The 25,450-nt window shown below is 73.7% G+C and carries 16 protein-coding genes; all 16 read right to left on the bottom strand.

Translation table 11 applies throughout. The features are described from left to right. Positions 1-61: 61 nt before the first annotated feature. Positions 62-2,233, bottom strand: a complete 2,172-nt coding sequence (locus tag ACF1BH_RS12800; RefSeq protein ID WP_391642482.1) for a hypothetical protein — start codon at positions 2,231-2,233, stop codon at positions 62-64. Beyond that, entirely contained in the window at positions 2,230-6,126 is a 3,897-nt protein-coding gene (locus ACF1BH_RS12795) for a putative baseplate assembly protein (RefSeq protein ID WP_391642481.1), read from the bottom strand. Before ACF1BH_RS12795 ends, ACF1BH_RS12800 begins: the two co-directional genes overlap by 4 nt. Then, positions 6,123-9,371 carry a putative baseplate assembly protein gene (locus tag ACF1BH_RS12790; RefSeq protein ID WP_391642480.1) on the bottom strand — a complete coding sequence of 1,083 codons (3,249 nt, stop codon included), beginning with the start codon at positions 9,369-9,371 and terminating at the stop codon, positions 6,123-6,125. The genes ACF1BH_RS12795 and ACF1BH_RS12790 overlap by 4 nt, the downstream gene beginning before the upstream one ends. Further along, positions 9,368-9,766 carry a GPW/gp25 family protein gene (locus tag ACF1BH_RS12785; RefSeq protein ID WP_391642479.1) on the bottom strand — a complete coding sequence of 133 codons (399 nt, stop codon included), beginning with the start codon at positions 9,764-9,766 and terminating at the stop codon, positions 9,368-9,370. Before ACF1BH_RS12785 ends, ACF1BH_RS12790 begins: the two co-directional genes overlap by 4 nt. Beyond that, a complete protein-coding gene (locus tag ACF1BH_RS12780) occupies positions 9,757-10,074 on the bottom strand; it encodes a hypothetical protein (RefSeq protein ID WP_391642478.1) in 318 nt (105 codons plus the stop codon). Before ACF1BH_RS12780 ends, ACF1BH_RS12785 begins: the two co-directional genes overlap by 10 nt. Positions 10,075-10,156: 82 nt before the next feature. Continuing rightward, a complete protein-coding gene (locus ACF1BH_RS12775) occupies positions 10,157-10,681 on the bottom strand; it encodes a phage baseplate assembly protein V (RefSeq protein ID WP_391642477.1) in 525 nt (174 codons plus the stop codon). Between the two features lie 70 nt (positions 10,682-10,751). Then, entirely contained in the window at positions 10,752-11,897 is a 1,146-nt protein-coding gene (locus ACF1BH_RS12770; RefSeq protein ID WP_391642476.1) for a hypothetical protein, read from the bottom strand. Beyond that, positions 11,890-12,276: a hypothetical protein gene (locus ACF1BH_RS12765; protein ID WP_391642475.1), complete on the bottom strand. Its 387-nt coding sequence runs from the start codon at positions 12,274-12,276 to the stop codon at positions 11,890-11,892. Before ACF1BH_RS12765 ends, ACF1BH_RS12770 begins: the two co-directional genes overlap by 8 nt. Positions 12,277-12,279: 3 nt before the next feature. After that, positions 12,280-12,951: a hypothetical protein gene (locus ACF1BH_RS12760; RefSeq protein WP_391642474.1), complete on the bottom strand. Its 672-nt coding sequence runs from the start codon at positions 12,949-12,951 to the stop codon at positions 12,280-12,282. Between the two features lie 60 nt (positions 12,952-13,011). Further along, positions 13,012-13,593, bottom strand: coding sequence for a HEAT repeat domain-containing protein (locus tag ACF1BH_RS12755; RefSeq protein ID WP_391642473.1), 582 nt, complete (start codon positions 13,591-13,593; stop codon positions 13,012-13,014). A 56-nt stretch (positions 13,594-13,649) separates the two neighbouring features. Beyond that, positions 13,650-20,489 carry a DUF4157 domain-containing protein gene (locus ACF1BH_RS12750; protein WP_391642472.1) on the bottom strand — a complete coding sequence of 2,280 codons (6,840 nt, stop codon included), beginning with the start codon at positions 20,487-20,489 and terminating at the stop codon, positions 13,650-13,652. Next, positions 20,486-20,872 (bottom strand): hypothetical protein, encoded by a 387-nt coding sequence (locus ACF1BH_RS12745; protein WP_391642471.1) that lies wholly within the window; start codon positions 20,870-20,872, stop codon positions 20,486-20,488. Before ACF1BH_RS12745 ends, ACF1BH_RS12750 begins: the two co-directional genes overlap by 4 nt. Then, positions 20,863-22,881 carry an ATP-binding protein gene (locus ACF1BH_RS12740; protein WP_391642470.1) on the bottom strand — a complete coding sequence of 673 codons (2,019 nt, stop codon included), beginning with the start codon at positions 22,879-22,881 and terminating at the stop codon, positions 20,863-20,865. Before ACF1BH_RS12740 ends, ACF1BH_RS12745 begins: the two co-directional genes overlap by 10 nt. Positions 22,882-22,914: 33 nt before the next feature. Continuing rightward, the gene (locus ACF1BH_RS12735; protein WP_391642469.1) at positions 22,915-23,862 is read right to left on the bottom strand and encodes a DUF4255 domain-containing protein; all 948 of its coding nucleotides are present in this window, start codon (positions 23,860-23,862) and stop codon (positions 22,915-22,917) included. After that, positions 23,859-24,683, bottom strand: a complete 825-nt coding sequence (locus ACF1BH_RS12730) for a hypothetical protein (protein WP_391642468.1) — start codon at positions 24,681-24,683, stop codon at positions 23,859-23,861. Before ACF1BH_RS12730 ends, ACF1BH_RS12735 begins: the two co-directional genes overlap by 4 nt. Further along, a complete protein-coding gene (locus ACF1BH_RS12725) occupies positions 24,676-25,434 on the bottom strand; it encodes a hypothetical protein (RefSeq protein ID WP_391642467.1) in 759 nt (252 codons plus the stop codon). Before ACF1BH_RS12725 ends, ACF1BH_RS12730 begins: the two co-directional genes overlap by 8 nt. Positions 25,435-25,450: the final 16 nt, after the last annotated feature.

The raw sequence follows: 25,450 nt of genomic DNA, 5'->3' as shown, positions 1-25,450 counted from the left end.
TGGTGGGCGCCCGCGCGCGGCCCGGCGGGCGGACGGTGGGACGACGGCGGGCGGGCGCGGGTCATGTCACGAACACGATCCCCGCCTCGGTGCCCGCCGGGGTGTACTCCGCGAGCCGGGCCCGCAGGCTGTCCGTCCGCTGCGGGAGGTAGAGGTCGTGGTACGCGCCGAGCTCGGCGCCGTCCTCCGCGCCGCGGACGATCTCCTCGGGGCAGTCCGCCGCCAACTGCCCGTACCACGGCGTGCCGTAGCGCACACCGCGCAGCAGCGGCCGGACCCGGGCGGCGTCCCCGCCGGGGCCGTCCGGCCGGCAGCGGTGGCGCCGCGGGGTGCGCGAGCCGGGCGGGAGGTAGCTGAAGCGGACGCAGCCCACCTGGCGCCGCGCCACCCGCACCACGCCGGTGAAGAGGCTGTTCTCGGCGATCCGCACCGCGTGCACATGGACCTCGCCCAGGACCGTGGTCCGGTGCGCCGACAGCTGCGCGTGCGCGTGCCGGCAGTCCGGCGCGGACAGGGCGGCGCGGTCGGTGCCGGTGGCGTCCAGGATGCTGTCGCGCAGGTGGATCGGGAGTGGATCGGTGCCGACCTCGTCGCCGATCACCTCGATGGTGCCGAGAACCGTACGGTCGATCTCCACACAGGCCGTGGTGCGGTCCAGGACCAGGCTCGGCTCCTCCGGGGAGACGGGGTGGCACGCCGGCTCCAGCGACCAGCCGGGCACCAGGGTGCAGTGCCGCAGCACCAGGGAGCCCAGCGGGCCGGTGACGTTCACACCGCGGCCGGTCACCAGCAGCCCGTCCAGCACCATCCGCGGGCGCTCGCCCGGCGCGCACCCGTCCGCCACGGCCCGGATGTTGAGCGCGTCCGGCCGGTTGCTGTACCAGTCCAGCAGCCGGATCACCGGGCGTGTGCCGTCCGCCGCGCGCAGCTGGAGGCGGTCGCCCGGCTCCAGATCGAAGTCCAGCTGCTCCTGGTAGGCGCCGCTGTGGACGATCTCGATGATCCCGTCGGGGCCGCACCGGCCGGAACGCCGGTCGTGCTGCCAGGCCGCGTAGGCGTCCGTGATCCGGTGGAACGGGGCGCCGGGTCCGACCCGGTAGACGGCGGCGGACGGCGGGGTCACCAGCTCCCGGTGGTACTCCCCGCCGCCCAGGTCGTCCCCGAACCCGTAGTGGTAGTCCACCCAGATGCCCTGCCGCGGCGCCGAGCGGGCTCCGAACGCGATCCGCCCCAGCTCCGGGTCGACGGCGACCTGCCCGCGCCGGGGCCGGTAGCGCCAGCCGGTGAGGTCCGCGACGACGATGTCGGCCAACGGGACCGGGTGGTCCTCGCCGTCCCGCCGGATCACGAAGCTCTTTCCCGGCCCGTAGTGGTCCGCCAGCCGGTCGTGCAGCCGGCGGCGGGTGATCAGCGCCGGGACGTTGTCGACGGTGGCGATGTGGGCCGCCGACGGCTCCGGCTCCGGGCGCGTCACCAGCGGGGTGTCGTTGCCGAGGATCGAGAAGGTGTAGAGGTTGCGCGCCCGGTCCAGGCAGTACGCCGGCGCGCGGGTCACCGGGTACGGCTTCAGCCGCCAGACGAACAGGCCGACCCCGGTGGGTGAGTAACCGCCTTGCGAGTGAAACGAGTTGGCGCGGCGCACGTCCACCGAGCGGGAGAGGGTGCCGAACGGACCGCCGGCCAGGTCCAGCGCCGCGCCGTCGCGGACGTCCACCAGCCGCCCGCGCCCGCGCCGCAGCGCGTCCGCCGCCTCGGTGGCCGCCCCGTAGAGCCGCACCGGCTGCTGGTGCGCCACCAGCCGGGAGAACTCCACCGCCCGCGCCGGCCAGCCCGCCACCCCCTCCGACAGCTCCTCCAGCAGCGCCAGGGTGCCCTTGCGCCGCCGGTTGCCGACCGTGGCGGCCACATCGCGGCGCGGCGCCAGCGCCTGGGCCAGCCGCCGTCGCGACGAGTCCGGCAGCCCGCCGTCCCGCAGCCCGGTGGCCGGCACCCGCTCGTAGCCGGGCAGCGGACGGTAGCCCACCAGATCGCCCAGGTAGGGCAGGACCCATTCGGCGGCGGTCTCCACGAACCAGTCGTCGTACTGCTGGGCGACGCCGTCCCGGACCCGGTCCACCTGCTCGGCGATCACCGCCAGCAGGGCCCGCAGCGGCTCGCCCTCCTCGGCGTCGCGCAGCCGGTGCCACTGCGGGAGCAGCTCCGCGAGCCCGTCCGGCTCCCTGTTGGTCGTCATCGGGTCTCCTCGGTAAGGATCAGCGCGTCCGCGACGTGCGGGGCGAACAGCGCGAGCTGCGCCGGCCGGACGCCGCGGAAGACGCAGACCGCGCGTCCCTTGGGCAGCGGGCGGGTGTCGGTGAGGTCGGGGTTCAGACGCAGCAGTTCGGCCAGCGGGATGCCGTACCCGGCGGCGACCGAGGTCAGCGTCTGTCCGCCGTCCGCGGTGACCTCGTGGATCCGCTCGTCGAAACGGGCGAGCCGGGACGGTACGGATGCCTGCGGCGGCCCCGCCAACGTGTCGGCCAGCGCGGCGAGTCCGGCCGCGGTGACGGACGCCGGGACGCCGGTGAAGGCGTCCACGTCCACGTGGTCCACCCCGGGCACCGCCTGGGCGGCGGCCAGCACCTCCGACAGCCGGGCCGGCTGCCCCAGCTCCCGGCCGTCGTAGCCCAGCCGCGCCAGCAGCGCCGCCCGGACCCGCGGCTCGACCAGCGGCCAGGCGTGGTCCGGGGCGACCTCGATCTTCGCCGCGCACAGCAGCAGCACCGGCTCCCGGACGTCGACCCGCACCGGCAGCCGCCCGTCGCCGTACTCCGCCAGCGAGGCCCGCAGCGCCCGCAGCACCTCCGCGTCCGGCGCGAGGGAGACGTCGTCCACCCCGGCCACCGTCACGTGCAGCACCTGCCGCCGCCCGTCGAACACCTCGCGGGCCGACGCCCGGCCGATACCCGCCCGGGAGCGCGCGAAGTCCTCGTAGTCGGCCGTCGACACCAGCCGGTCCAGGGCGGAGACCGCCAGCGGGACGGTGCGCCGGGTCAGCGCCGGGCCGTCCGCGTCCGCGCCGCCGGTGGCCGGCTGCGGATTGGTGACGGCGGTGACGCCCAGCGGGCGGGTGACGGCCTGGGTGATCCGGCCCGCCGCGACATTGGCGCCCCGGCCGGTGCCGAAGCGGTAGCGGGCCCGCACGTTGTCGTGGCCGGTCGGCACCCGGGCGCCGTGCACCCCGTCCCCGAACGTCACCGTCGTCCGCCCGTCCCCGGCGGTGCCGGTGACGTACACCCGCTCCTCGGGGCCGCGCCCGGCCAGGCTGTCCACCGGGTGCCGGCGCAGTCCGTCCACCCGGATCTCCAACTGCGGTACGGCGCCCAGGGGGTTGTCGGACGGCCGCCAGGTCAGCGGGGACTGCCACAGCGCGAAGGTCTGGTTGGCGCGCGCGGCGTCACCGCTGCCGATCGCCTCGTCGCGGCTCTCGCCGTGCGACGCCGGGACCACGTTGCCCTGGACCCGGACCGTCTCCCGCCGGTAGCGGTGGGCGAGGTTCCAGGTGAGGGTGAGCGTGGTGTGCACCCGGTCCCCGGGCAGCTCCGGGTCGAGGGTCTGCACCACCTCCGCGATCACCGCGAGCTCGGTGCCGCGCACCCCGGTCACGCCGGGGATGTCGGTCCGCTCGCCCGAGACGAGCAGCCGACGGCCCGGCCGCAAGCCGTCGTACAGCTCGGCGAGCTCCAGCCGGTCGCCGTGGACGTCCTCGCCCACCGGCTCGTCCGCCTGCGTCAGCTCCTGGCCCGCGGCGTGCACGGTGGTGTCCCGGATCGCGTCCAGCGTCACATCGTGCTCGTCCAGCCACGGGTCGGCCAGCGTCAGCAGGGTGCCCCGGCCGGTGATCCCGTAGCGGGCGTGCACCGCGGTGCGGACCGCGGTGACCCGGGTGGTGACGAACGCCAGCTTCTTGTCGCCGGGGATGCCGTCCGGGCCGTCGGCGCCCTTGCGGGGCCGCTCCACGGCGACCCAGCTGCCGACCGTGATCCCGTCGTACACCGCGTCCAGCGCCAGCGCGTGCCGGTCGGCCGGCGTGGGCACCGTCGCGATCCCGATCTCCACGCCCGGCGGCTCACCGCCGGCCGCCACCCGTACCCGCACCTCGAACGCGCCGTCCGTGACCTGCCGGCGCTCACCCGGCGCCACCTGCCAGGACCGCGCCGTCCCACCCTCGACCGAGACCTGCACCCGCCCGTCCTCACCGGGCCGGGAGACGAAGAGCGTCCGCTCCGGCAGCCCGGCCAGCAGCCGCGCGGTCACCCCGGCCTCCTGGGCGTCCGCGGAGCGCCGGCCCAGCCAGCTCACCTCGTGCTCGGGGCTCGTCCGGGAGTGCAGTTCGACGCGCCCCGGGCCCAGTTCGAAGCTGGTGTCGGCGGGCAGATTCTCCGCCCGCTGCACCGAGTTCCCGGCCTCCACATGCTGGACTTCGGCCCGGACCAGGGCCTTCCCCGCGGTGTCGAACACCACCCGCACCGTGGTCAGCGCCGCCCCGGTCAGCGGCCAGTCCGCGGTCCGCACGACCCGGCCGCGGTCGTCCTGCACGGGCTTGAGCGGAGCCGTCGCACCGAACGGGGCGGCAGTGACCCGCATCGCCAGCAGGGCCCGCAGCAGCGGCGGGTCCGCGGGCGCCGCGGCCCCGGCCCGGGCCGGGGCCGCGACGCTCCGCCACGCCGGATAGAGGCCGTCGGCGATCCGCGGGTCCAGCGCGGAGAGCAGCCGCGCGCCCAGGTCGGCGCCGGCACCGAACGCCTGCCCGGGACCGCCGGCCGCCCCCTGGGCCGCGGACGGCGGACGGACGACACCGGTACGCAGCGCGGGCAGCACGGTGGCGAGCGCGGCGAGCGCCCCCGGAAGCGGGGGAGCGGTGGCCGGACCCGCCTCGGAGGCGGGCCCCGATCCGGCGGCCGCGGCCGGTGCGCCGGGCGCACGCTCCCCGGCCGGAGCCGGGGCGCCGGGCGCGGGATCCGCCACCGGCTCCCCGGCCAACTGGCATGCCCTCCGCGCCAGTTCACCGACGGCCGCCTGCAGCTCCTCGAACCACGCCACGGCCTCCGGGTACCCGGCCGCCACCGCCTGCGCCTCCGCCAGCCGCTCATGCGGACCCGCCAGCCGCGCCGCGAACGCCTCCGGAGTGGCGAGCCCGTCCAGGTCCTTCCGCAGCGGTGCCAGCACCTGCGCGTCGAAGTCCGCGACGAACCGGCTGACCGGCCGCGGATGGGGAACCTGCGGCGAGGGCGGCCCGGGCAGGTCCGGATCGTCCGGGTCCACCGACAGCGGAGGCTCGGTGATCCACGCCCGCAGCTCGGCGACCAGCTCCGGCAGCGACGCCGGCGCCGCCTTCGGCAACCCCAGCCCGGTCACGTCCTCCGTGCGGTCCACCCGCACCGACGCCACCGGCAGCAGCACCCGCTGCGCCCCGAAGTCGAACAGCAGCCGGTCCCCGACGGTCAGCCCCGTGGACACCCCCGCGACCAGCAGCTCCGGGCGGGACGTCAGGTCCTTCGCGGTCAGCAGCGCGGGCCGCCGCTGCCGCACCCGGAGCGTGTTCCACGCCCAGCGCGCCGTGAGGTCCTCGTCGGTCTCGAAGGTCTGCGGCTCCTCGTCCGGCCCGGCCGGCACGCTGTGGCTGCGCGCCCCGCGCGGGATGACCACCGGCAGGTCCCCGGCCCGCGGATCGCGGTCCAGGGTGTAGGCGAGGTGGGTGGCGGCGGCGACCCCGGGCCGCGGGCGGTGCCCCACCAGCCGGCCCAGCAGCGCCAGTGAACGGTGCTCGTTCGCGGTCCGCAGATACCCCTCGTCGGCGATCCGCTCGCCGTGGAACGTCAGCAGGTCGCCGAGTACGGCCCAGGCGTCCAGCAGCCCGACGGAGGGGTCGTCGGGGGTGCGGACGGTCAGCCCGCGCAGCGCCGGATAGGCCGGCGACGCCAGCCGGTCCAGCATCGCCGCCAGGAACGAACCGTGGTCCCCGACACGGTAGTTCAGGGCGGTCCGGCCCGGCGGGTTGTGGAGCGCGGGCTCCGCCCGGCGCTCGTCGTGCCCGCCGCCCCCGCCTGCGTCGCAGCCACAGCCGCAGCTCTCGTGCTCCGTCATCGCCCACCCCCGAGCTCGATGACCAGCCGGCCGTTCTCCGGCCGGTCCGGGTCGTTGTCACAGCGGGCGATCTCCAGCGGCCCCAGCCGCACCACCCCCGCCTCCCGTTCCCCTCGGTCCTCGTGGAACATCCGGCGCAGCCGGCTCACCACCACGCTCTGTACGCCCGGCACCGCCGCGGCCACCGCGACCAGCCGGCTCAGCCGGACCGGCTCCCCGAACGTCACCGCGTCCGGATGGAAGAAGCCCAGCCGCCCGCCGGGCAGCGCCCGGCCGCCCAGCACCCGGTACAACTCGGCCAGGATCTGCCCGTGCTGGTGCCCCGGAGCCGCGCACACCGTCAGCGCGACGTCCAGCGGCACCCACCGCGCCGGCCGCACCACCAGGTCGTGCCCGATCCTGCGGTAGCGCTCCAGCGCGTGCCCGACGGCGTCCAGCAGGGCCGGGGGCGGCTCCTCGGTCCCGGCCGCGTCCACCGCGACATGCGCCTCCTGCACACTGCCGGTCCACCGGATCTCGGCCGCCGCCCGCCGGACGCCCGGCAGCTCACCGGCGAGCGCCGCGTAATCCCCTGCGGTCACCGCCCGCAGCCGGGTCCGCTTCAGGTCCAGCGGCGCCAACTGCCGCACCTGCTCCAGCGGTTCCGGATCCGTGCCGCCCACCGCGGGCAGCGGATTGCGCACCCCGGCCACCGAAGGGGGTATCTTCCGCGCGAGCGAAGCCGAGCGTGGGGGAGCACCGGCGGCCTCGGACTCCTCCGGGTCGCGCCGCAGCACCAGATGGCCGATCGCCTCGGCGCCGACGTTGCCGGCCGTGCCGCCGCCGAGCCGGTAGTGGGCGACGAGCCGGCTGCCGGGCACCGGCCGGGCCCCGTGGCGCCCGTCGCCGAACCGCAGCGCCAGCCGCCCGTCGTCCCTCAGCTCCCCGACGAGATGCCGGTCGCGGGGGCCGCTGCCGAGCAGGTCACGACGGGGCAGCCACTCGACGCACGCCGCCCCGCCGTCCTCCTCCGCGCCGTCCGCCCGCTCTTCCCGGAGGCGGACGGCCGGCAGGGCCTCCCGCGGGTCCTGGACGACGGCGGCGGCCGGACCGTGCAGCACCGGCTCGTCCGGACGCAGCCCGGCGGCGTACTCCGCGCCCCAGGTGTGCGCGATCTCCCACGCGGTCCGCCCGTCCAGCACCGTTCCGGCCCGCGCCCGCGCCACCAGCACCGCCAGCCGGCGCAGCTTGCCGTCCAGCAGCTGCGGGCTGCGGTGCAGCAGCTCCCGCAGCGCCCGCGCCGGATGCCGGGCCAACTCCAGGGCCTCCAGCGGAGCGACGCCGAACACCACGGTCAGCTCGGCGATCTCCGCCTCGTCCAGCCCGTCCCGGTCCCGGGCGCTGCGCCACAGCTCCACCAGCCGCTCCCGCACCCGCTCCGGGAGCGCCGCCAGCCGCTCCGCCTGCCCGGCCGCGACATCCCGCGGCTGCGGGAACGGCACCGCCTGGACGACCGGCGAGCGCCCCAGCACCGGGCGGAACCGCGGCGCGATCCCCGGGTACACCGACTGCGCCAGCAGCGTCCGCACCGCCGCGGCCTGCGCGTGCGCCGTCCCCGGCACCACCCGCTCGGTACGCAGCCCGGCCGACTCCAGCCCGATCCCGGCCCGCTCGGCGGCCTCCTCGCCCACCGCGGTGAACAGCCGCCGCACGTCGTCGGGCGTCAGCTCCCGCCCGTCCTCGGCCCGCTCGACGAGGTCGCCGAGCAGCTGCGCGACCTCGTTGCCGCCGTGCCCGCCGTCCCGGCAGCCGAACGCCGGCGGCCCGCAGGACGGCAGGACCGCGGGGACCGGCGGCACGGTCAGGACCTCGGGAACGTGCCCCTCGCCCCCGTCCGTCGACCACCCGTGGTCCACCAGCACCACATTGCCGCGCGCCACGCTCACGTCCTCGACGGGCGCGCAGTCCCGGCCGCCCGGGACGGACAGCCGCAGCGGGAACGCCAGCGCGTCCGCCGCGGCCCAGGTGACCTCCAGCACGGGCTGCCCGACGAGGTGGTCGACGGCCGGGGTGACCGAGGTCAGCCGCACCACCTGCCGGTGTGTGGGGTCCTGGTCGCCGGGCGTCCCGGTCCGCGCCCCCCGCACCTCCTCGAAGAGCAGCAGATCGCCGGGCGCGAACGCCAGCTCCCGTGCGCCGCCCTCCTCGTCGGCCCACCCGTCGGTGAGGGTGGCGGCGGTCGCCCCCTTGGGCAGCCCGCACACCTCCCCGCCCCAGGTCCACAGCCGGACCGCGTTGTGCCGGGGCAGCAGCACCAGCGGCGTGTCCCGCACCACCGGCTCGAACACCTCCAGCGACCCGCGCTCGGCGAGCACCGCCAGCTCCCGCTCGTCGATCACCGAGCCGAGCCGCGGCCGGTCCCGCGGCCCGTCCGCGCGGTGGTCGACGGCGGCGAAGCGGAACGAGCCCGGCGCCAGCGTCAGCGGCGCCACCACCTCCACCGTCACGAACGCCCGCGCCGTGCACCCGTCGTGCATCGGATAGTCGATCAGCCGCACATGCCGCCGCACCGACGTGCGCAGCCGCGCGGTGTCCAGATACGCCTCGGTCGCCACCGCGTCCTGCTGGTAGCTGATCTGGTCCGCGGTGTACGCGAGCAACTCGACCAGCGTCGTGCCGAGGTCGGCGGGGTTGCGCTCCTGCCACTCCGGGGCGGTCAGCCGCAGCCGGTCCAGGACGACCTGGCGGAGGGTGTCGTAATCCCGGGCGGTGTAGTCGATGACGGGCGCGGGCGGCCGGATGGCGTCCGGCAGCCGGCCCGCGGCGGCCTCGCCGTCCCCGTCGTCGCCGTCCCCGCAGTCGAACGGCGTCGGGCAGTCCGGCCGGAACGAGAACTCCGCCGAGAAGTACCGCTGGTCGAAGCCGGGGAACGGCTCGGTGCCCGGCCGCCCGTACGGGTCGGTCTCCACCACCGACAGCCGGTAGCCGGAGAAGTCACCGGCCCGGTCCACCTCCACCACGAGCCGGTCGTCGAGCTCGGGGTCCTCCTCCCGCTCGACGGTGATCTCCAGCGCCTCGATGCCGGTGATCCGCCGCCCGCCGTCGATCCGGACGTTCTCCGGACGCAGCCCGTGCGGGGCCTTGCCGAGGAAGGTGACGGTCAGCGTCCGCCCGTCCTCGGAGACCTCCACCGCGTCCACGCCGTTGCGGCGCGCCTGCCGGATCCGCTCCCGGCGCCCGGCCCCGCACGTGCCTGTGACCGTCATGCCGCCCCCCGGCCCTCGAACACCTCGTCGCGGCGGGCGGCGGTGGCGCGCACCACGTACCGGAGGTACACCCGCACCACGTTCTCCTCGCTCACCACGTCCAGCGACTCCACCTCGATCAGCTCGCCCAGCCAGCGCTGGAGCGACGCCTGCACGGACAGTTCGAGCGCCGAGGCCAGCTCCGGACTGTTCGGGGTGAAGACCAGGTCCAGCAGCCCGCAGCCGAAGTCCGGCCGCATCACCCGCTCGCCCGGACCGGTGAACAGCAACTGCTCGACCAGATCCCGCACATGGGCGTCGTAGCGCGCGTGCGCGGTGCGCCCCCGCCCGTCCACGCGGTACGGAAACGCCAGGTCCGTCCGCCGTACGTACTGCGCCGCCGACCTCACCGGCACGCCACCCCCTCGGAGCCGCCCGGCCGTCCCCGGCCGGCGGACGCGATCACCGGCGGGCCCTGCGGCACCAGCCCGGCGCTGAAACACATCCCCGCCGCCGTCTCCAGCAGCACCGGCACCCCGTCCACGCACACCTGCCCACCGCCGCCGCCGTCCGGCAGGAACCGCACGCCGGTACAGGGCTGCGGCCGCCCCGCGACCGTGTGCGCGCACCCGCTGACGGCGAACCGCTCCACGGCGGTCACCACCGCCGCTCCGTCGATCCGCACCGCGTCCGCGCCGCCGCCCCCGCCCGGGACCGGCACCACCAACCCCCCGTGCGGACACCCCATGACGACCCCGCCATGAAGGACGTTTCCGGATCCCATCCGCCCCGCCTCCCCGTCGCCCTCAGTGCTTCCGCGGCACGGTCAACCGGCCGTCGTTCAGCTCGACCTGCTCGCCGACCATGGAGATCGACGCCCCGTGCCCGTTGTCGATGTGGACCCCCGTGGCGTCGATGCGCACATACGCGCCGCCCGGCGCCTCCAGCAGAATTCCCTCGGTCGGCACATCCGACAGCACGATCTTGTGCTTCCCGGGCGTCTGGATCACCACCGGATGCGAGATCGCCGGATCCTTCCGCGCGTCCTCCGGCAACTCCTCCCGTCGCCCGTACCAACACCCCACCCACACCGGGAAACTGGGGTCGCCCTGCTCGAACTCCACCCACACCCCGGCCCCGACCGACGGCACCACCACCTGACCGGCCTCCGGGCCGGTGAACGGGAAACACGGCAGGGCCCAGGTCGACACCTCGTCGCCCAGGACGTCCGGGACCTGGACCTTCAACCGCCCGACTCCCATCGGGTCGTCGTTCGCCGCCACCCGGCCCCGGAACTTGCCGAGAAAGCGGTTGTTCGGTGCAGCAGCCATGCGTGGCTTCTCTCCTTACGGTCCCCGCGTACGGGCGACGGATGCGGATACGGCTGTGGCCGGACGGCGCCTAGGGGCGGACGGTGCCGCTGCGGGCGATCAGCCCCTCCCTCGACAAGGTGAAGTTCTGGAGGTACGAGCCGAGCCGCAGATTGTGCGTCACGGTCTTCACGTAGTAGTCCCCGTCGTAGGTGACCCCGGCGCCCCGCACCCCGACCAACTCCCGTGGCCGGAGCACATATCCGTGCCGCGTCACATCCAGCGAACCGGACCCCGAAATGGCGTCCGCGCTGGTGGCGGCGCGCCCCAGCGCCTCCGCCCTCGCCAGCCCCTCGTCCATCTTCGCCGTCCCGCTCAGCGTCTTCCGCTTGAGCGCCGGCGACCCGCGCAGCCCCAGCGGCGGCCGCAGCGGACCGATATCGGGCTGTGCCAGCAACGGCGCCCGCCGCGTCACCGGGTCCTGCACCCGCGCCTGCGGCTCTTCCCGCGCCGTCCCGTCGTACGCGAACGTCAGCTGATCCACCGTCGAATGCGCATCCATGTTCACGTTCAGCGCGTGCTGCCGCTGCCCCAGCCGCTGCTCCGGCCCCCAGAAAGCCGTCGACCGCCCCGGCACGGGCCCCGGCTCCAGATAAAAGGTGTAACCGTTCGCCCGCGCCAACTCGTTCACATACTGCAGATCCGTCCCCGTCTGGTAATCGACCCGCACCTGTTCCCGCGGCGGCTGCGGAATCTGCTCCCGGATGATCCGCGCATCGATCCCGTAGTCGGCGTACTTTCCCAGAATGCGCTCCACCCGCTGCGACGGCGCGAGATTCGGATACCGGTCCGTCCGCTCCTCCAGGTCCATCAGCAACGTCAGGTCTTCGCCGGTGAGGGTCAGCGTGCTCTGCCCGGGATGATTACTGCTGCCGACCTCCTGCCGCACGATCACCCCGTCCAGCAGCACCACCGGAGTCCCCTTGAGAGCAACGGTGAGAATGACCCGTGTCTTCGGATCGAAGAAACCCTCCGGCAGCAATCGCTCGACGATCGCCCCCTTCTTCGTCAGGTCGAACGCCAGCTGAAATCCGCTGCGTTCCCCCGCCGTACTGGTGATCTGCGCCGACAACAGCGCCTCCACCACCTCCTGAGGGACCGGCCGTGCCAGCTTCGGTCCCATGTACAGCGAGAGATGGATGGGCCCCCGCCCGACCGGCTCGTCCCCCTCAGGCATGCCCGACCCCCGGCCCGCCACCGATACCGCCGGCGAACCCTCCCGGCAACGGCACGGCTATCTCCACCCCGGCCTCCGCCGTCAGCTCCCGAGGCTCCAACACCGGATTGGCATCGGCGATCCGCCACCACTGCCCGGAATCCCCGAAATACCGCTGCCCCAACTGATCCGGCCGCTCACCGCTGCTGACGACATGCGGTACGGCGTCCTCGTCCGCCTCCGTCAGCGGCGGCAACAACCGTCGCTTCGCATACCGCACTTCCGTCCCGTCGGGCCCGGTGTGCACCCCGATACCGATCCCCGCATAGCGGCTGCTCCGCGGATACGGATGCGCCCCGGGCACATCGTCCAGCGCACTCTCGTACGGCTCGATGCCCATGCCTCAGATCCCCCTTCCGAGCCCCAACTGCGTCAATGTCCCGCCCCGCGCCCGCCGGGCCAACTGCTCCTTCTGTGCCAGATGCGCGAGATACAGCGCGGCCCCGGGATGCCCGGCCGGCAAATCACTCACCGTCAGCACCTTCATCCCGATGCTGAGCGAGGCCCGTATCGGATTGAGATTCACATCGAACGCCGACTCGTTCACCGACAATTCCGTCAACCGCACCGGCATCACACGTTTGCTGCCCCACGTGAAGAGCGTCAACGGCATCTCGATGGGACTGATCTCGATCGTCCCCTTCTTGGTCAGCTTCGACGCCGCCAGAAGCTGCGCGGTCGTCGGCTGCACCAACATCTCCAATACCGCCAGCTCCGGGTGAATCCCGTCCGGTGCCGCTACGTCCAGCTGGTCCGTCGCATCGATTTCCGCGGTGAACTTCCATGTCTCCTGCGCCGGGCCTTTCAGCCTGAGAGCTTCGTTGCGGTCACCTCCGCTCCCGCCCCCGCCGCCTCCGGCATCCCCTTCACCTCCGGCGGCCTGCGGCGCCACCTGCCGCTCCAGCGTGTCGGGGTTGAACTGCAACACGATGATCCGCTGCGGGATGTTGAGATCGGGGTCGACGACGACGATGCCGGAGCGGATGGGGTGGGGGATGTCGGCGTAGCGGGTCATGGAGCCCCTCCTTGAAGTAGGCCGCTCATCAGGTGGCGATTCGTGTGCGCATTCCGTGATCTAGGTGGTGGACGAGTCCTGGAACCGGTCGCGGACGATGGTCAGCGCTTCACGGGCGTCGGCGCGGACCGCCTCATCCGGATCGTGCCGGCTGACATATTCCAGCAGTGGATCGAGTTTCCTCCACGGCATGATGGATGATGCGAGGACGGCGACGCGACGCACCACTGGTTCCGGGTCGTTCAGCGCCCAACGGACAACCGCAAAAATTTCTGGATCGAAATCTTCGGAGCTCTGCATCGCGAGCATCCGCAGTGAATCCATGATGGTAAGTGTGTCCCGCTCACCGGTCGCGAGATCGGCCAGGGAAGCGGAGGTGTGTACCTCCACGTGATTCCGGATTTCGGAGATGACTTGCGCGCTGGATTCACCCTCGACGGCGATGTAGTGAACCCGGAACACGTCATCCTCGATCCAGTGGATGGCGGTGCGGTAATCTCCGAGTGCCCAGACTTCCTCATGGAGTTGAGCGTTGTCCGAGGGCTCCAGATCTACCGGTACCCAGTTCAGCTGCTCGGCCAGGTCGTGCATCCGTTCCCGGTCGAACGGCTTCTTGGGGATGATTTTCGTGAGTTGCGTCAACGAAATTCCTTCGATGTGAGGTCGCGCGCCTGATGTGCGTACGGTCCGTCAAGGGGTCACGGACCGGACCCGGAGGACCCTGGGGATATTATCCTTCCGCCGGGTGACAGGTAATGTGCGGTGTCCCGCAAGAGCCACCTTTCGAACTCCGCGATAAGTTGCTCGTCGCTGAGATAGTAATTATCGGCCTTGAGCTGGGCGAAGGCTCTTATCAGAAGGTTTGCCTCCCGTTCTCTCATCAACGGGGTGGTGGTGTTGATTTTCTCCCCGGGCTTGGTCAGCCCCGTCCCTCTCTTCTTTCCGTAAGCGGCTTGGAGTCCTTCCGGGTCATACATGAATGGTGCTGCTGACACCGCGTTCAGCGGTGACATGTAGTTCGTGTTGACCACGACGTCCCGCAACGTCCCTCCTGGGAACGTGGCGAGGCGCCAGGACAGGAGGTTGGCCACTGACGCGGGGTGGTGCCGTCCACCCTCGACGACGCCCATGAGCCGTGCGATGGCGGCCATGCCGGCAAGGGCTTTCGGGTCCCTGTGGAAGAACTCGTCGGTGGGCATCCTGCGCCGCAGAAGCTGTAGGTATGCCCGCTGTATGCGACTTCGAGTGATCAGGGAGGTTTCTGCGGCGCTGAGGTTCGTATGCCCCATGTTGATTGCCATGCGGCCTTGGAGTGCTTCCAGTGTTTCGGCCGCGGCGGGCATCGGATCCGCTCCATTCTTGCCCGGCTTGGCGGTGTAGTGCCCGGTGCCCAATCCGCTCCGCACGATGGTGTTCCCCGGGTTCGGCCTTCCTCGTTCGGCCACGATCGCCGATTCTCGGGATTGGGAGGCCATGTCGATGTTCTCTTCGCCTGCCGGGCGTCCGGTCCGCATCGCTGCGGACTCGACGACGGGTGCGGCGGCAGGGCGCACCACGGACTTGGCGGCGTTCGCCTCCTCGGCCGCGGAACCCTTTTGCTTCCGCACCTGTCGCTTGGCTTCTCCGCGCTGTGCTTGGTGTTCGTCCTGGGCTGCGTTGACGCGCTCGGCCAGCGGGCCTACTCGCGGATCCTGATGGGCCTTGTCGGCTACCCTCGTGAGTATTTCATGCAGCTTGGGTTGATTCTGCTCAACTATCCGCTGTCCCTCCTCCATGTTCTGCAGAGGGTCCCGTTCGGGATTCAGGACTGCGGTGATTTTGTCCCGATTGCCTTCAGGGAGCTTGCTGAGGGAGGTGAGGCGGTACCAGGTCTTCAACCCTCCCAGGAGTGCGCGAAGCGGGGCGCCCGCAATACCCCGCCGGACCACCCGTTCGAGTAGCGGGTGAAGCTTGGCGACGATCTTGTCGAGCCTGCTCTGCTTGGACTCCTTGGAGTTCTCCTTCTTCTTCCGGTCCTGCTTCTTCTGCTTCTTCTGCTCGGCGCGGTGCTTCTTGTGGCCGCGCAGGTGGTCGCGCTTCCTCTTGAAGAGGTCGCGGGCCTTCTTGGCGCCGTTCTTGAGGGCCTTGCCGAGTTTGGACTTGCGGAGCTTCTTGCCCAGGGACTTGCCGGCGTTGCGGACCTTCTTGAGGGCGGACTTGACCTTGGCCTTCACCTTTTTGAGGGCGCGCCCCAGAGCGGACGTGGGTTTGCGGGGCTTGGCGCGCTTGGGTGCCTCGGTTTCTTTCTTCTTCTTGGGGCTTCCGGGCCTCTTCTCCGGCGTGCGCTCCGGAGGTTTCTCCTCGTGCCCCTTCCCGGGTGTCTTGTTGCCGGGTTCTTCCCTCGTGGGCTTCTTGGGATCCGGCTGCTTCTTCGGGTCCTCGGCGTCCCGCTCGCGCCTGGCGGCGTCCTCCTCGCGGCGGCGGTCGCGTTCCTTGTCGGGGGTGCGGCTGGTGGGCCGGTCGTGGGAGGTGGCGGGGCCCTTGGCGTGCGGGTGTGCGGCGGGGTGGTGTGCGGTGGAGGCGCCGGGGCGGGAGGGGACCTTGGGGCCCCTCGGCTTGGTGGGCCCGGTGGGTTTGCGGAGGGCCTGGGCGGCCTTGCGGACGGCGCCGCGGGCACGGTTGACGGCGCCGCCGGCGGCCTTGCGGGCGCCCTTCCCGGCCTTCTTCAGACCCTTCATGATCTTCTGGGCGATGCCCTTGAGGCGGTTGCCTACGCCCTTGGCCGCACGGCCGAGGCGGGCCAGGAGAAGGTTGGTGATGAGTTCCAGGAGGGCGACGACGCCGGCGGCGACGGCCACCGCGAAGAGGCAGGCGGCCGGGCCGGACCTCACCGCCTTGAGGAAGGCGAAGAATTTGCCGAAGGCGGAGAGGATCGCGCTGACGGACTGCCAGGCGGCCATCAGCCCCTGAACGATGGTGAGGATCGCGCCCGCCGCGGGGATGATCATCGAGACGACCTTCTCGATGACGAGCTGGGCGATCATCATCGGAAGCGCGGCGACCACCGCGTTCCAGGCCATCTTGCCGATCTGCTTCAAGGACATACAGCCCTTGATCAGGACGTTGATGACGGCCTTGCCGAGGCCGAGAACGCCCTCGACCTTGGTGTCGAACCACTGACTGACGGCGGTCTTGATCGCTCCCCAGAGGTGTTCCTGGATGCCGGTCTTCGCGGCACTGCCGGCCTTGGCGAGCCAGCCGCCGGGGTCCGGGGCGATGTCCGCGACAAGAGCGGCGAATTGACCGAGCGCCTGGATCGCGGCCTGGGCGAATTTGAGGGCGCCGACGATCGCGTCGCGGAAGATCTTGATGGCGGCCTTGAGACCCGCCTCCAGGACCTTCAAGAGGGCGTTGAGTCCGGCGGCGAGGGCGTCGAGGAGGGCGCTGACGGCCTTCTTGAGGCCCTCGGCGAGCTTGTTGACCGTGGCGATGGCCTTGTCACGCAGGTCGTTGATGGCCTTGCGGAACTTGTCGCGGAGTTCGGGGAACGCGGCCAGCAGGACGTCGCCGATGGCGATGAGCGCGTCCGCCACCGCGTTGATGGCCTTGACTGCGAAGTCGCGGACCGCGTCGATCGCCTTGTTCGCCCAGTCCTTGAACGTGTCGATGATGCCGTTGATGGCCTTGCGGGCCTCGTCGAAGATCTTGGTGACGGCGTCGAGGAGGTCTTTGAAGAAGTCGGCGACGGCATGGACGATCTTGCCGAAGAGGCTGTCGGATCCCTTCTTCTTCTCTTCCTTCTTCTTCTCGGCGTCCTTGTCCGCCTGATCGGCCTTGCCGTTGATGTCCTTGTTGTCGTTGTTCTTTCGGTCCTCGACCTCCTTGTCCTTGGCGTCACGCTCCTTGGTGATCTTGTCGTTGCCGTCCTTGTGCTCCTTGTCGGTGTCCTTGTCGGCCTGCTCGATCTTCTTGTCCTGCTCGTCGCGCCAGTTCTGACGCTCCGTCCTCGCCTGGTCCGCCACCTGGCCGCGCTGCGCTGTCTGCTGCTCGGTGTTGCGCGCGACCTCGGTGTCGATCTGCTGCTGCTTCTCCTGCTTGGCCTTCTGCTCGCCCTGCTGCTGTTCCTTCTCCCCGGCGGCCACCTGGGTGCCGGCCCGGCCGGTGGCGCTCTTGATCTCGCCGCCGCGCTCCTGCTCGGCCACCGCCCCGGCGCCCGGCTTCACCGCACCGCCCGCCGCAGCGCCGCTCCCGCCCCCGGTCCGGCCGCCCTGCGCCTTCCCCCTGAGCTCCTCCTTGGGCGCATCGGGGTAGATCTTGTCCTCGCCCAGCGACTTGGACGCGTCCGCCCGTCCGGTGTCCTGGATCGTGCCCTGCTTCTCCTTGAGCTTCGCCGCCTGCTCGTCCGTGCGCTGCGGGTCGCTCTCCCCGTCCAGCTTGATCTTGGGGGCCGGGCCGACGGTCTTGTCGTGCAGCTCGGGGTCGGTGGTGGGGACCTGGTCGGCCGCCGCCGCCACGTCCCGGGCGTCCTTCTCCGTCAGCTTGCCGTCCTTCGAGGGCGGCACCTGCGGCGTCGGGACGTGGTCGGTCGGCTTGGCGCCCTCGGCCTTCTCACTGCCCTTGGCCCGCTGCTTCTCGCCCTCGTCCGCCGGACCGACCTTCTCCAGCTGCCCCGTCACCGGAGTCTCCGGAGCCTCCTCCGCCGGCTTCCCGTGCAGGGTCTGCGGCGCCCCCGAAGGACGTTCGCGCCTGGGCGGATCGGCGGCGAGCCGCCGCTGCTCGTCCCCCACCTTCTTGTCCGCCGCGCCGTCCAGCCCCGGCAGCGCCTCCTGCGCCTGGTCGGGCGCGAGCTGACCGACGGTGTTCAGCGCCGACCGGGGATCCTGCGCCGAGACGTCCGGCGCCTTCTCCTTCTTCTCCTCGACGGCCTTCCCGCCGCCGCCCCCGCCGCAGCCACCTCCGCCGCCCTCGTCCTTCTCGGCGGCCGGGGCCGGCGGGGCACACCCTCCGCCGTCCTTCTCCAACGAAGCATCCGGCTGCGCCTTGGTCCCCTCGGGGGCCGGAGCACCCATCTTGCCGGGACTGTCGGCCTGCTGGGCCGCCGGACCGACCGCGGCCTGGGCGACGGAGGGCGCGCCTCCGGGACCGGCGGCGGCCGACGGCGCGTTGCCCGGCTCGGTCCCGCCCACCGCCCCGCCGGGCGCCGCACCCGGCCCCGACTCCTTGGGCACCGCGCTCTTCGCATCCGGTGCGTCCCGCTCGGCCCGTACGGGCTCGGCACCCCGGCGCGCGGCGGGGGACGGACGCCGGTCCTCGGCAGGCGTGCGGTCCGTATGCGCACCGGCCGGCGGGGCGGAGGAGGGGGCCGACGCCGCGGCGGAATCCCCGCCCGCGCCCGCCGCACCGCCGGAGGGCACCCCGGCCGCCGCGCCCTCCGGCTGCCCCTGCGCCTCCCGCTTCTCCTCCTGGGCGTCCTGTTCCTTCTTCTCCGTCTGCTCGTCCTGCGCCTCCTTGGCGTCCGGCGCCTCCTCGCCGGTGCCGCCCTCCGCGTCGCGGTCCGCGTCCTTGTCGTCGGCGTCCTGCTTGGCCCGGCGGGTGCCGTCCTCGTCCTTGTCCTGGGCCTGTTCCGGATCCCGCTTCTCTTCGGCCTCCGGCTCCTGGGCCTGCCGGTCCTCGGCCTCCGGATCGGGGCCGACCTCCTGCTCGACCGGCATCGACGGCTGGAGGTCCTTCTCGGTACGGTCCCCGGCCTCGGCGGCCGGTCCGTGCTCCGGCTGCGGCGCCTCGCCCTCGACCGGACCCAGCTCCGCACCCGGCGGCTTGGTCTCGGCCTCCGGCTCGTCCTCGTGCTCCTCGTCGTCCGCCGCGTTCTCGCGCTCCCGATGGACCTGCTCGGCCCTGGTGGGCGGGGGAGCGGGGAACGTCGGCAGCGCGGCGCCGGGATGCTCGGCGGACGGTACGGACGAGACGTCCAGGTCGGCGTCCGGGAGGAAGTCCTCCGGCCGGAGCGCCGCCTCGCCCGGGCCCGCACCGCCCTTGGCCGCGGCGTCGGTGTCCCCGCCCACGCCGATGTCCTTCTCGGCGCCCGCCTCCAGCCCGATCGGCTGCTCCTCCTCGCGCGGCGGGCCGTCCTCTTCGTCCTGTGCGTTCAGCCCGTGCTCGGACAGCGCGCTGTCCCGCTGGTCGGCCCGTTCGTCGACCTTCTCCGGACGGACCGGTCCGGGCTGTTCCCGCTTCTTCTTCTCCAGCTCCTCCTGCTTCGAGCCGTCCGCCGGTTTCGTCGCGTCGTCCTGGCGCCGGCGCTTGTCGGCGCCGGGCCGGTTCGCCTGTTCCGGGTCGGCCTCCTCACGCTCCCGCTGCGCCTTGCGCTCCTCCTTGGTGCGCTCGGCGCCGTCCCGGGCCCGGTCGGCCCGGGCGGTGTCGGCCTGATCGGCCTCCTGGCGCTCCTGGCCCTGCCGCTCCTCGGCCTGCTGCTGCTCCTGCCTGGCGTCGGCGCTCTCGACGGCGCGTTCGTCCTCGTGCGCCGTGCGCTCCCCGGCCTCCTGCCGCTCCGCCGCCGCGTCGCGCCGCGCCCGGCTCTGCTCCTCACCCTCCGTCTCCGCCTGGCCCTTGGCGGCCTTCTTCTCCTCGTGGGTGTCCTCGTCCCGCTGCTTCTCCGCCCGCGCGGCGCCCTCGGCGTGCTGCTGCCGGGCCGTCCGCTCGTCGTGCACCTGCTCGACGGCGTCGGGCACCGGCTCGGGCGTCGACGACGGCTGGAATCCGACGGGCGGGACCTCGGACTCCGCCACCAGACCCAGCAGCCGGTCGAAGTCGGAGCTGAGCAGCCGCACCTCCAGCCGGTCCAGTACGGATTCCTGCAACTCCGGTGCCAGCCTGGCGATTTCGAGGCGTACCCGCCCCGATCGGTCCTCCGGGTCGCCCCGCAGTGACCGCAGCACCCCGCCCGCCAGCCGGTCCACCAGGGTCGCCGGGTCGAGGAGTTCCCGGCGGCGGCGGTCGGCGTCGGCGGTGGCGTAGCGGAGCCAGCCGGGGGTGGCGTGGCCGGGCTCGACCCCGGGCGTCGGGTCGTCCTCGCGGGTGGCGCCGAGCATCGCGGCGCGGACGGACTCCTGGGCCGCCGACTCCGCCTCCCGTTCGGCCGCTTCCTGGGGGAGGCTGACCGCGCCCAGGTCGCGGCCGGCCCGCAGGGCGCCCAGGCCGTGCGGATTCTGGACGGTGTGCAGGAGCTCGTGGGCGAGGAGGCGTCGGCCGTCGGCGGTGCCCGGGCGGTAGGTGCCCTCGCGGAAGAAGACGTCCTGACCGACGGCGAAGGCGTCGGCGCCCATCAGCTCGGCGAGCTGCCCCGCGTCGCGCCCGGTGTGCAGGCGGACCTGGCTGAAGTCGTGGCCGAGCTGTTCCTCCAGTTCGCGGCGGACGCTCAGGTCGAGGGGCTGCCCGGCGCCGCTGACGACGTTCTTCGGCTCGGGCGCCGCGGACCTGGCGGAGCGCTCCTTGCGTTTGCGCCGCTGTGCGTCGCGGGCGGACCGGGCGTTGCGGGAAGCGGACCGGGTCGCGTCGCTCATCGCGCCTCCCCCCGTCCCGCCAGGCCCGCGTGGACCGCGCGGGCCAGCGCCTCGCCCAGCCGTACGGGGTGGGTGGTGGCCGGCAGCGGCGGCAGGCCGCCCACCCCGTCGAGAGCGGCGCCCGCGCCGTCGGCGTCCGTGGCCAGCGGGACGCCGCGCTCCCGTACGAGGCGGGCCAACTCGGCCTGGAACGCGGCCGACAGCCGGTCCGGGTCGACGGCGCGGGCGTCGAAGCCGTCCAGGACCAATTCGCCGATGTCGATGCGGAACGTTCCGGTGGGGGAGGCGGGGGAGGAGGACGGTGGAATGCCGGGCGGCGGTGCCACCGGGTGGGGGGCGGTGGCCCGCACCGCCTCCTGGCCGACCTCGTGCGTCAGACCCATCCGTGGACCTCCGACGGTGTCAGAGAGCGTTCCAGCTTCAGATACTCGGTGCGGGCCGCGGCCAGCATGTGCCGCATCTGGAGGCGGTCGCCCTCCTCCGCGGCGAGGAAGGCGCCGGAGAGCGCGATGTTGCGGATCGAGCCGCCGGCGACGGTGAGCTGGGCCAGCAGGGACGGGTCGATGCCCTTGGTCGGGGCCTGCGCGGGCAGCACCCGGCGCCAGATCTCGGCCCGCTCCCGTTCGGTGGGGAAGGGGAAGTCGACGACGAAGCGGATGCGGCGCAGGAAGGCCGAGTCCAGGGCCTTCTTCATGTTGGTGGTGAGGACGGCCAGGCCGCGGTACGCCTCCATACGCATCAGCAGATAGCTGACCTCCAGGTTCGCGTAGCGGTCGTGGCTGTCCTTGACCTCGCTGCGCTTGCCGAACAGCGCGTCCGCCTCGTCGAAGAGGAGCAGCGCCCCGCCGCGCTCGGCGGCGTCGAAGACCCGGCTGAGGTTCTTCTCGGTCTCACCGATGTACTTGCTGACGACCTGGGAGAGGTCGATGAGGAAGAGGTCCAGGCCCAGTTCCCCGGCCATCACCTCGGCGGCCAGCGTCTTGCCGGTGCCGGAGCCGCCGGCGAAGAGGGCGGTGACGCCGAGGCCGTTGCGCAGCGCCTTCGCGAAGCCCCAGTCCTGGTGGACGGTGGCGCGCTGCCGCACATGCGCGACGATCTCCCGGAGGATGCGCGACTGCCGGTCGGCGAGGACCAGGTCGTCCCAGCCGGCCCGCGGCTCGATACGGCGCCCCAGCTCGTCCAGCCCCATCCGGGCCTCGGTGAGACCGGCCCGCCAGGCGAGTCCGGCGGCGCCGAGCCCGTCCGCGGCCGGCAGGTCGCGCCGGACGGAGGCGGCGGCGGAACGGACGACGTGCGGCGGGAGCTGGAACTGGGCGACGAGGGAGGTGAGATGGTGCCCGGTGATCCCGGGGACGCCGGTGAACGCGTCCGTCCACAGGCCCAGTTGCTCCTCGTCGGAGAGCTTGGGGACGGTGACGCGCGCGCCGCGCGGATGGCCGGTCCGCCGCGGCTCCTGACCGGAGACGACCAGCGGGACGGCGGCGCCCGCGAGGAAGGCGTCCACCGCGGCGTGCTGCTCGCGGTCCAGCTCGCCGATCTCGACCAGCAGCGCGGCCGGCAGGAGGATCGCCTCCCGCTGCCAGAGCCGGGAGAGCCGGTCCCGTTCGGCGGGGTCGGTCGGGATGTCCTCGGCGGCCATCGCGTACAGGCCGAGCCCGCTGCGGCGGGCCGCGGCCGCCGCGATGTCGGCGCGGCTGCGCAGCTCGCCGCCGACCAGTTCGACGCGGAGCGGGGCGTCCGGCCCGGCTCCCGTCCAGCCCGCCGCCACCCGTTCGGCGGCCGTCTCGTACGCGGGCGGCAGGGACTGCGGCGGGACGGTGCGGCGCAGTTGGCCGTGGAGCCGGGCGTCCAGGTACGGGGCGCCGGCGAGGAAGTGCAGGATGCGTTCGTCCAGACGCAGCCGGCTGGTGGTCAGCCGGGTCTCGTCCGTCAGCTCGACCAGCCGCCAGCGGCGCAACGGGGCGACCGGGGTCAGCGCGCTCCAATGGGGTGCGTCGAGCGCCGCCAGGGCGAGCGAGAAGGTGGGGTGCGGGCGCTCCGGGTCGCCGCAGGCGGCGGCGCAGCGCGCGCCGGTGGTCGGGTCCAGCTCGGCGGCCGCGGCGAGCAGGACGATCTCCCGCTCGAAGGGGGTGAGCCCGAAGCAGGCGGTGAGGGCGTCCAGGGCCCGGGGGGACGGAGCGGGCGCGGCGGGCGGATGGCCGACGCCGGTGCGCGGGCCGTCCCCGTGCGCGGCCGCTTCCCCGTCCCCCGCGCCGTCGCCGTTTCCGCTCCCGCGGGTGCGCGCGGCATGCGCGTCCAGGCGGGCGAGGACGGCGCGGACGGCGGCGGTCAGCGCCGCGCCCTCCGCCTCGTCGTCCGCCGTCTTTGTGCTCGTCCCGCCGCTGCCCGCCATGTCGTTCTCCGCCCCCGTCCCCCGCACCGCGCCTCAGCTCTCCCCGCCGTCGTCCGTACGGCTCGTGTCCGCGGTACGGCTCGTGCCGGCGGTACGGCCGGCGTCGGTGGCGCGGTCCGCGTCCCCCGGCTCGCCGCCGGCCGCCTTGCGGGTCCGGCCACGGCGGCCGGACGACCGCCCGCCGCTCGGGCTCTCCTTCGCCGCCGCCGGCTTGCGGGGCGCCGCCCGCCCGGCCGCCGTCTTCTTCGCGGCCTCCTCGGCGGGGGCCGCAACGGCGCCGGCGGCAGCGCCCTCGGCCGCCCCGGACTCCTCCTGTGCGGCCCCCGTGTCCGCCGCCGCTCCGGGCGGCGCGTCCGCCGACGGCGTCTCCGGAGGCACCTCCGGCACCACCGTCACCTCCGGCCGCCGCACCGGACGGGCCGGTGCCGGCTTCTGATGGCCGTCCAGCAGCACCAACGACGCCTGGTAGGCCACCGACAGGGAGTACGGCGTGTTGTTGAGCATCCCCCAGAGCTTCGAGGTCTCGTCGACGTCCATCTGCGTCGGCGTGAAGCGGACCTTCTGCGGCGACTCGGCCAGATCGCTCCCGGCCAGATAGGGGCGTTCGGCCGCCTCCTCGATCAACTCCCGTGGCAGCACCGGGATCTCGTGCAGCGTCCGCACCACGCTCCCGATCAGCCGCTGGCCGACCAGCTCCTGCTCCTCCCCGTACGCGCTGATCAGGAAGTGCAGGTCGATCGCCGCGGCCGGGCGCTTGAGCAGTGTGCCGTCGGAGGCGCGGGTGACCAGGTCGTTGTTGCGCATCGAGGGGTTGTGGGAGACCTGGTACAGGAAGACGGTGATCGTCGGGTCGGTCGGCGGATCGGACGGCGGTTTACGGGTCTCCACCGAGACGGCCAGGTCGATCTCGGGGTGCAGGTTGTGCTCGATCAGCAGCGCGAGGGCCTGGGTGACCGTCGCCAGGGCGAGTGCGTTGCTCAATGGGACCGTCCCCCTGAAGTCCGTTGCCGGGAAGCCAGATAGTCCGCCAGGCTCACCGCGGGCGCGCGCCGTTCCGGGCGCGCCGGGCGGCCACCCGCCGCGGGGTCTTCGGCACCGGCCGCGCTGACCTCCAGCCGACCGATCTGTACGTGCACCACGCGCTCGGCGGGGCCGCGCGCTCCGCGCCGGCCGGGCGCTGCACGGGGCGGTGCGGGGCGGCGCGGTGCCACCGGGGCGTCGGCGCGCGGACGCAGAGCGCCGGACGGTGCCGGGCCCGCCCCGTCCGCGTCCCACGGCGATGCCTCCCGGCCCCCGGCCGGTGCCTCCGCACCGGTGGCCCGCCCCCGCGGCCGTACTACGCGCTCGCCCTCGCCGGTCCGGGCCGTGGGTGCGGCCGTCGCCGTGGGACGGAGCAGCGGGGCGGGGCCCGGCCCCGGGCCGGCGGGGCCCCGGTCGGCCTCCGGGGCCGCCTCGGCGCGGATCACCGTCTCCCGTTCGGCCCGGGTGTGGAACTCCGACCGGTGCTCGGTGCGCGGCGGTGGTCCGGCGAACGGGGCCGGGGCGGGCCACCCGGGCGCCCGCGGGGACGGCAGCCCGACGCCGTCCGCGTCGCCGTCGGCCGGGCCGCGTACCGCCTCCAGCCGCTCGAACGGGCCGGGCAGCCGCGGCCGGACCAGCGCCCGTCGGTCCGGACTCCTGGTGCCCCCGGGCGGGCCGAAGGGATCGGTGGGCGGCGCCGGCGCCGCGGGGGCGTACCGGGCCAGCAGCCGGCCGAGGTAGTCGCCGGACGCGGCGGGGGTCCGCTCGGGCATCTCAGGCATCCGCGCACAGCTCCAGGTAGTAGCGGCGCCGCAGCGGGCTGAGCGCCAGGATCTCGGGCTCGCTCCAGCCGTAGGCCGAGGCGAGCAGATGGACGTCCAGGAGCAGGTCACGGGCCCAGGCGTCCAGTTCGGTCCACAGGTACGCGGCGATGTCCAGCTCGGCGGCGGTGGGCGCGCCGCACTCCGCACAGGCGACCTGAAGCGTCAACTCCGCGCCGGGGTCGGCCTCCTCGGCGGCCTCGGCGAAGCGCTTGAGCACCGGTTCGGGCAGCCGGGCGAGGTCCTCGGCGGTGGCCCGGCGGCCGGCCCAGTGGGCGGCGAGGACGCAGCGGGCCGCGAGCAGCTGCCCGGCGTGCCGCTCGTCCGGCGGACGGGCGGCGGCCACCGCGGCCAGGTCGGCGGGTCCGGGCAGCCGGAACCGCACGCTCCACTCGCCCTCCGCCACCCGGAGCCCGCCCTCCGGCGGCACGGGTCGGGCGGCCGTCAGCTCCCCGGCGTCCAGCTCGAACTCCAGCGCCGTGCCGCACTCCGCCACCGCGCAGTCGAGCGTGACCTCCATCCGGTCGCCGAACAGCGCCCGGCGCAGCGCGAAGAGGTCGGCCGCCCGCTCCCCGAGCGGCGCCGACAGCAGGGCGTCGGCCGGCTCGCCGGGGCGGGCCGCCCGGTGCAGCAAGAGGGCCCGGCCGGCGCCCTGTTCGGCCAGCCCCGCCTCCCAGGTGGCCAGCAGTTCCGCCGGCCCGGTGACCGCCATCCGCTACCTCGCCACC

The organism is Streptomyces sp. NPDC014733 (genome assembly GCF_043083385.1).
Classification (GTDB): Bacteria; Actinomycetota; Actinomycetes; order Streptomycetales; family Streptomycetaceae; genus Streptomyces.
Note: the sequence above shows the minus strand (reverse complement) of the source record. Positions and strands in the feature narration are given on the sequence as shown.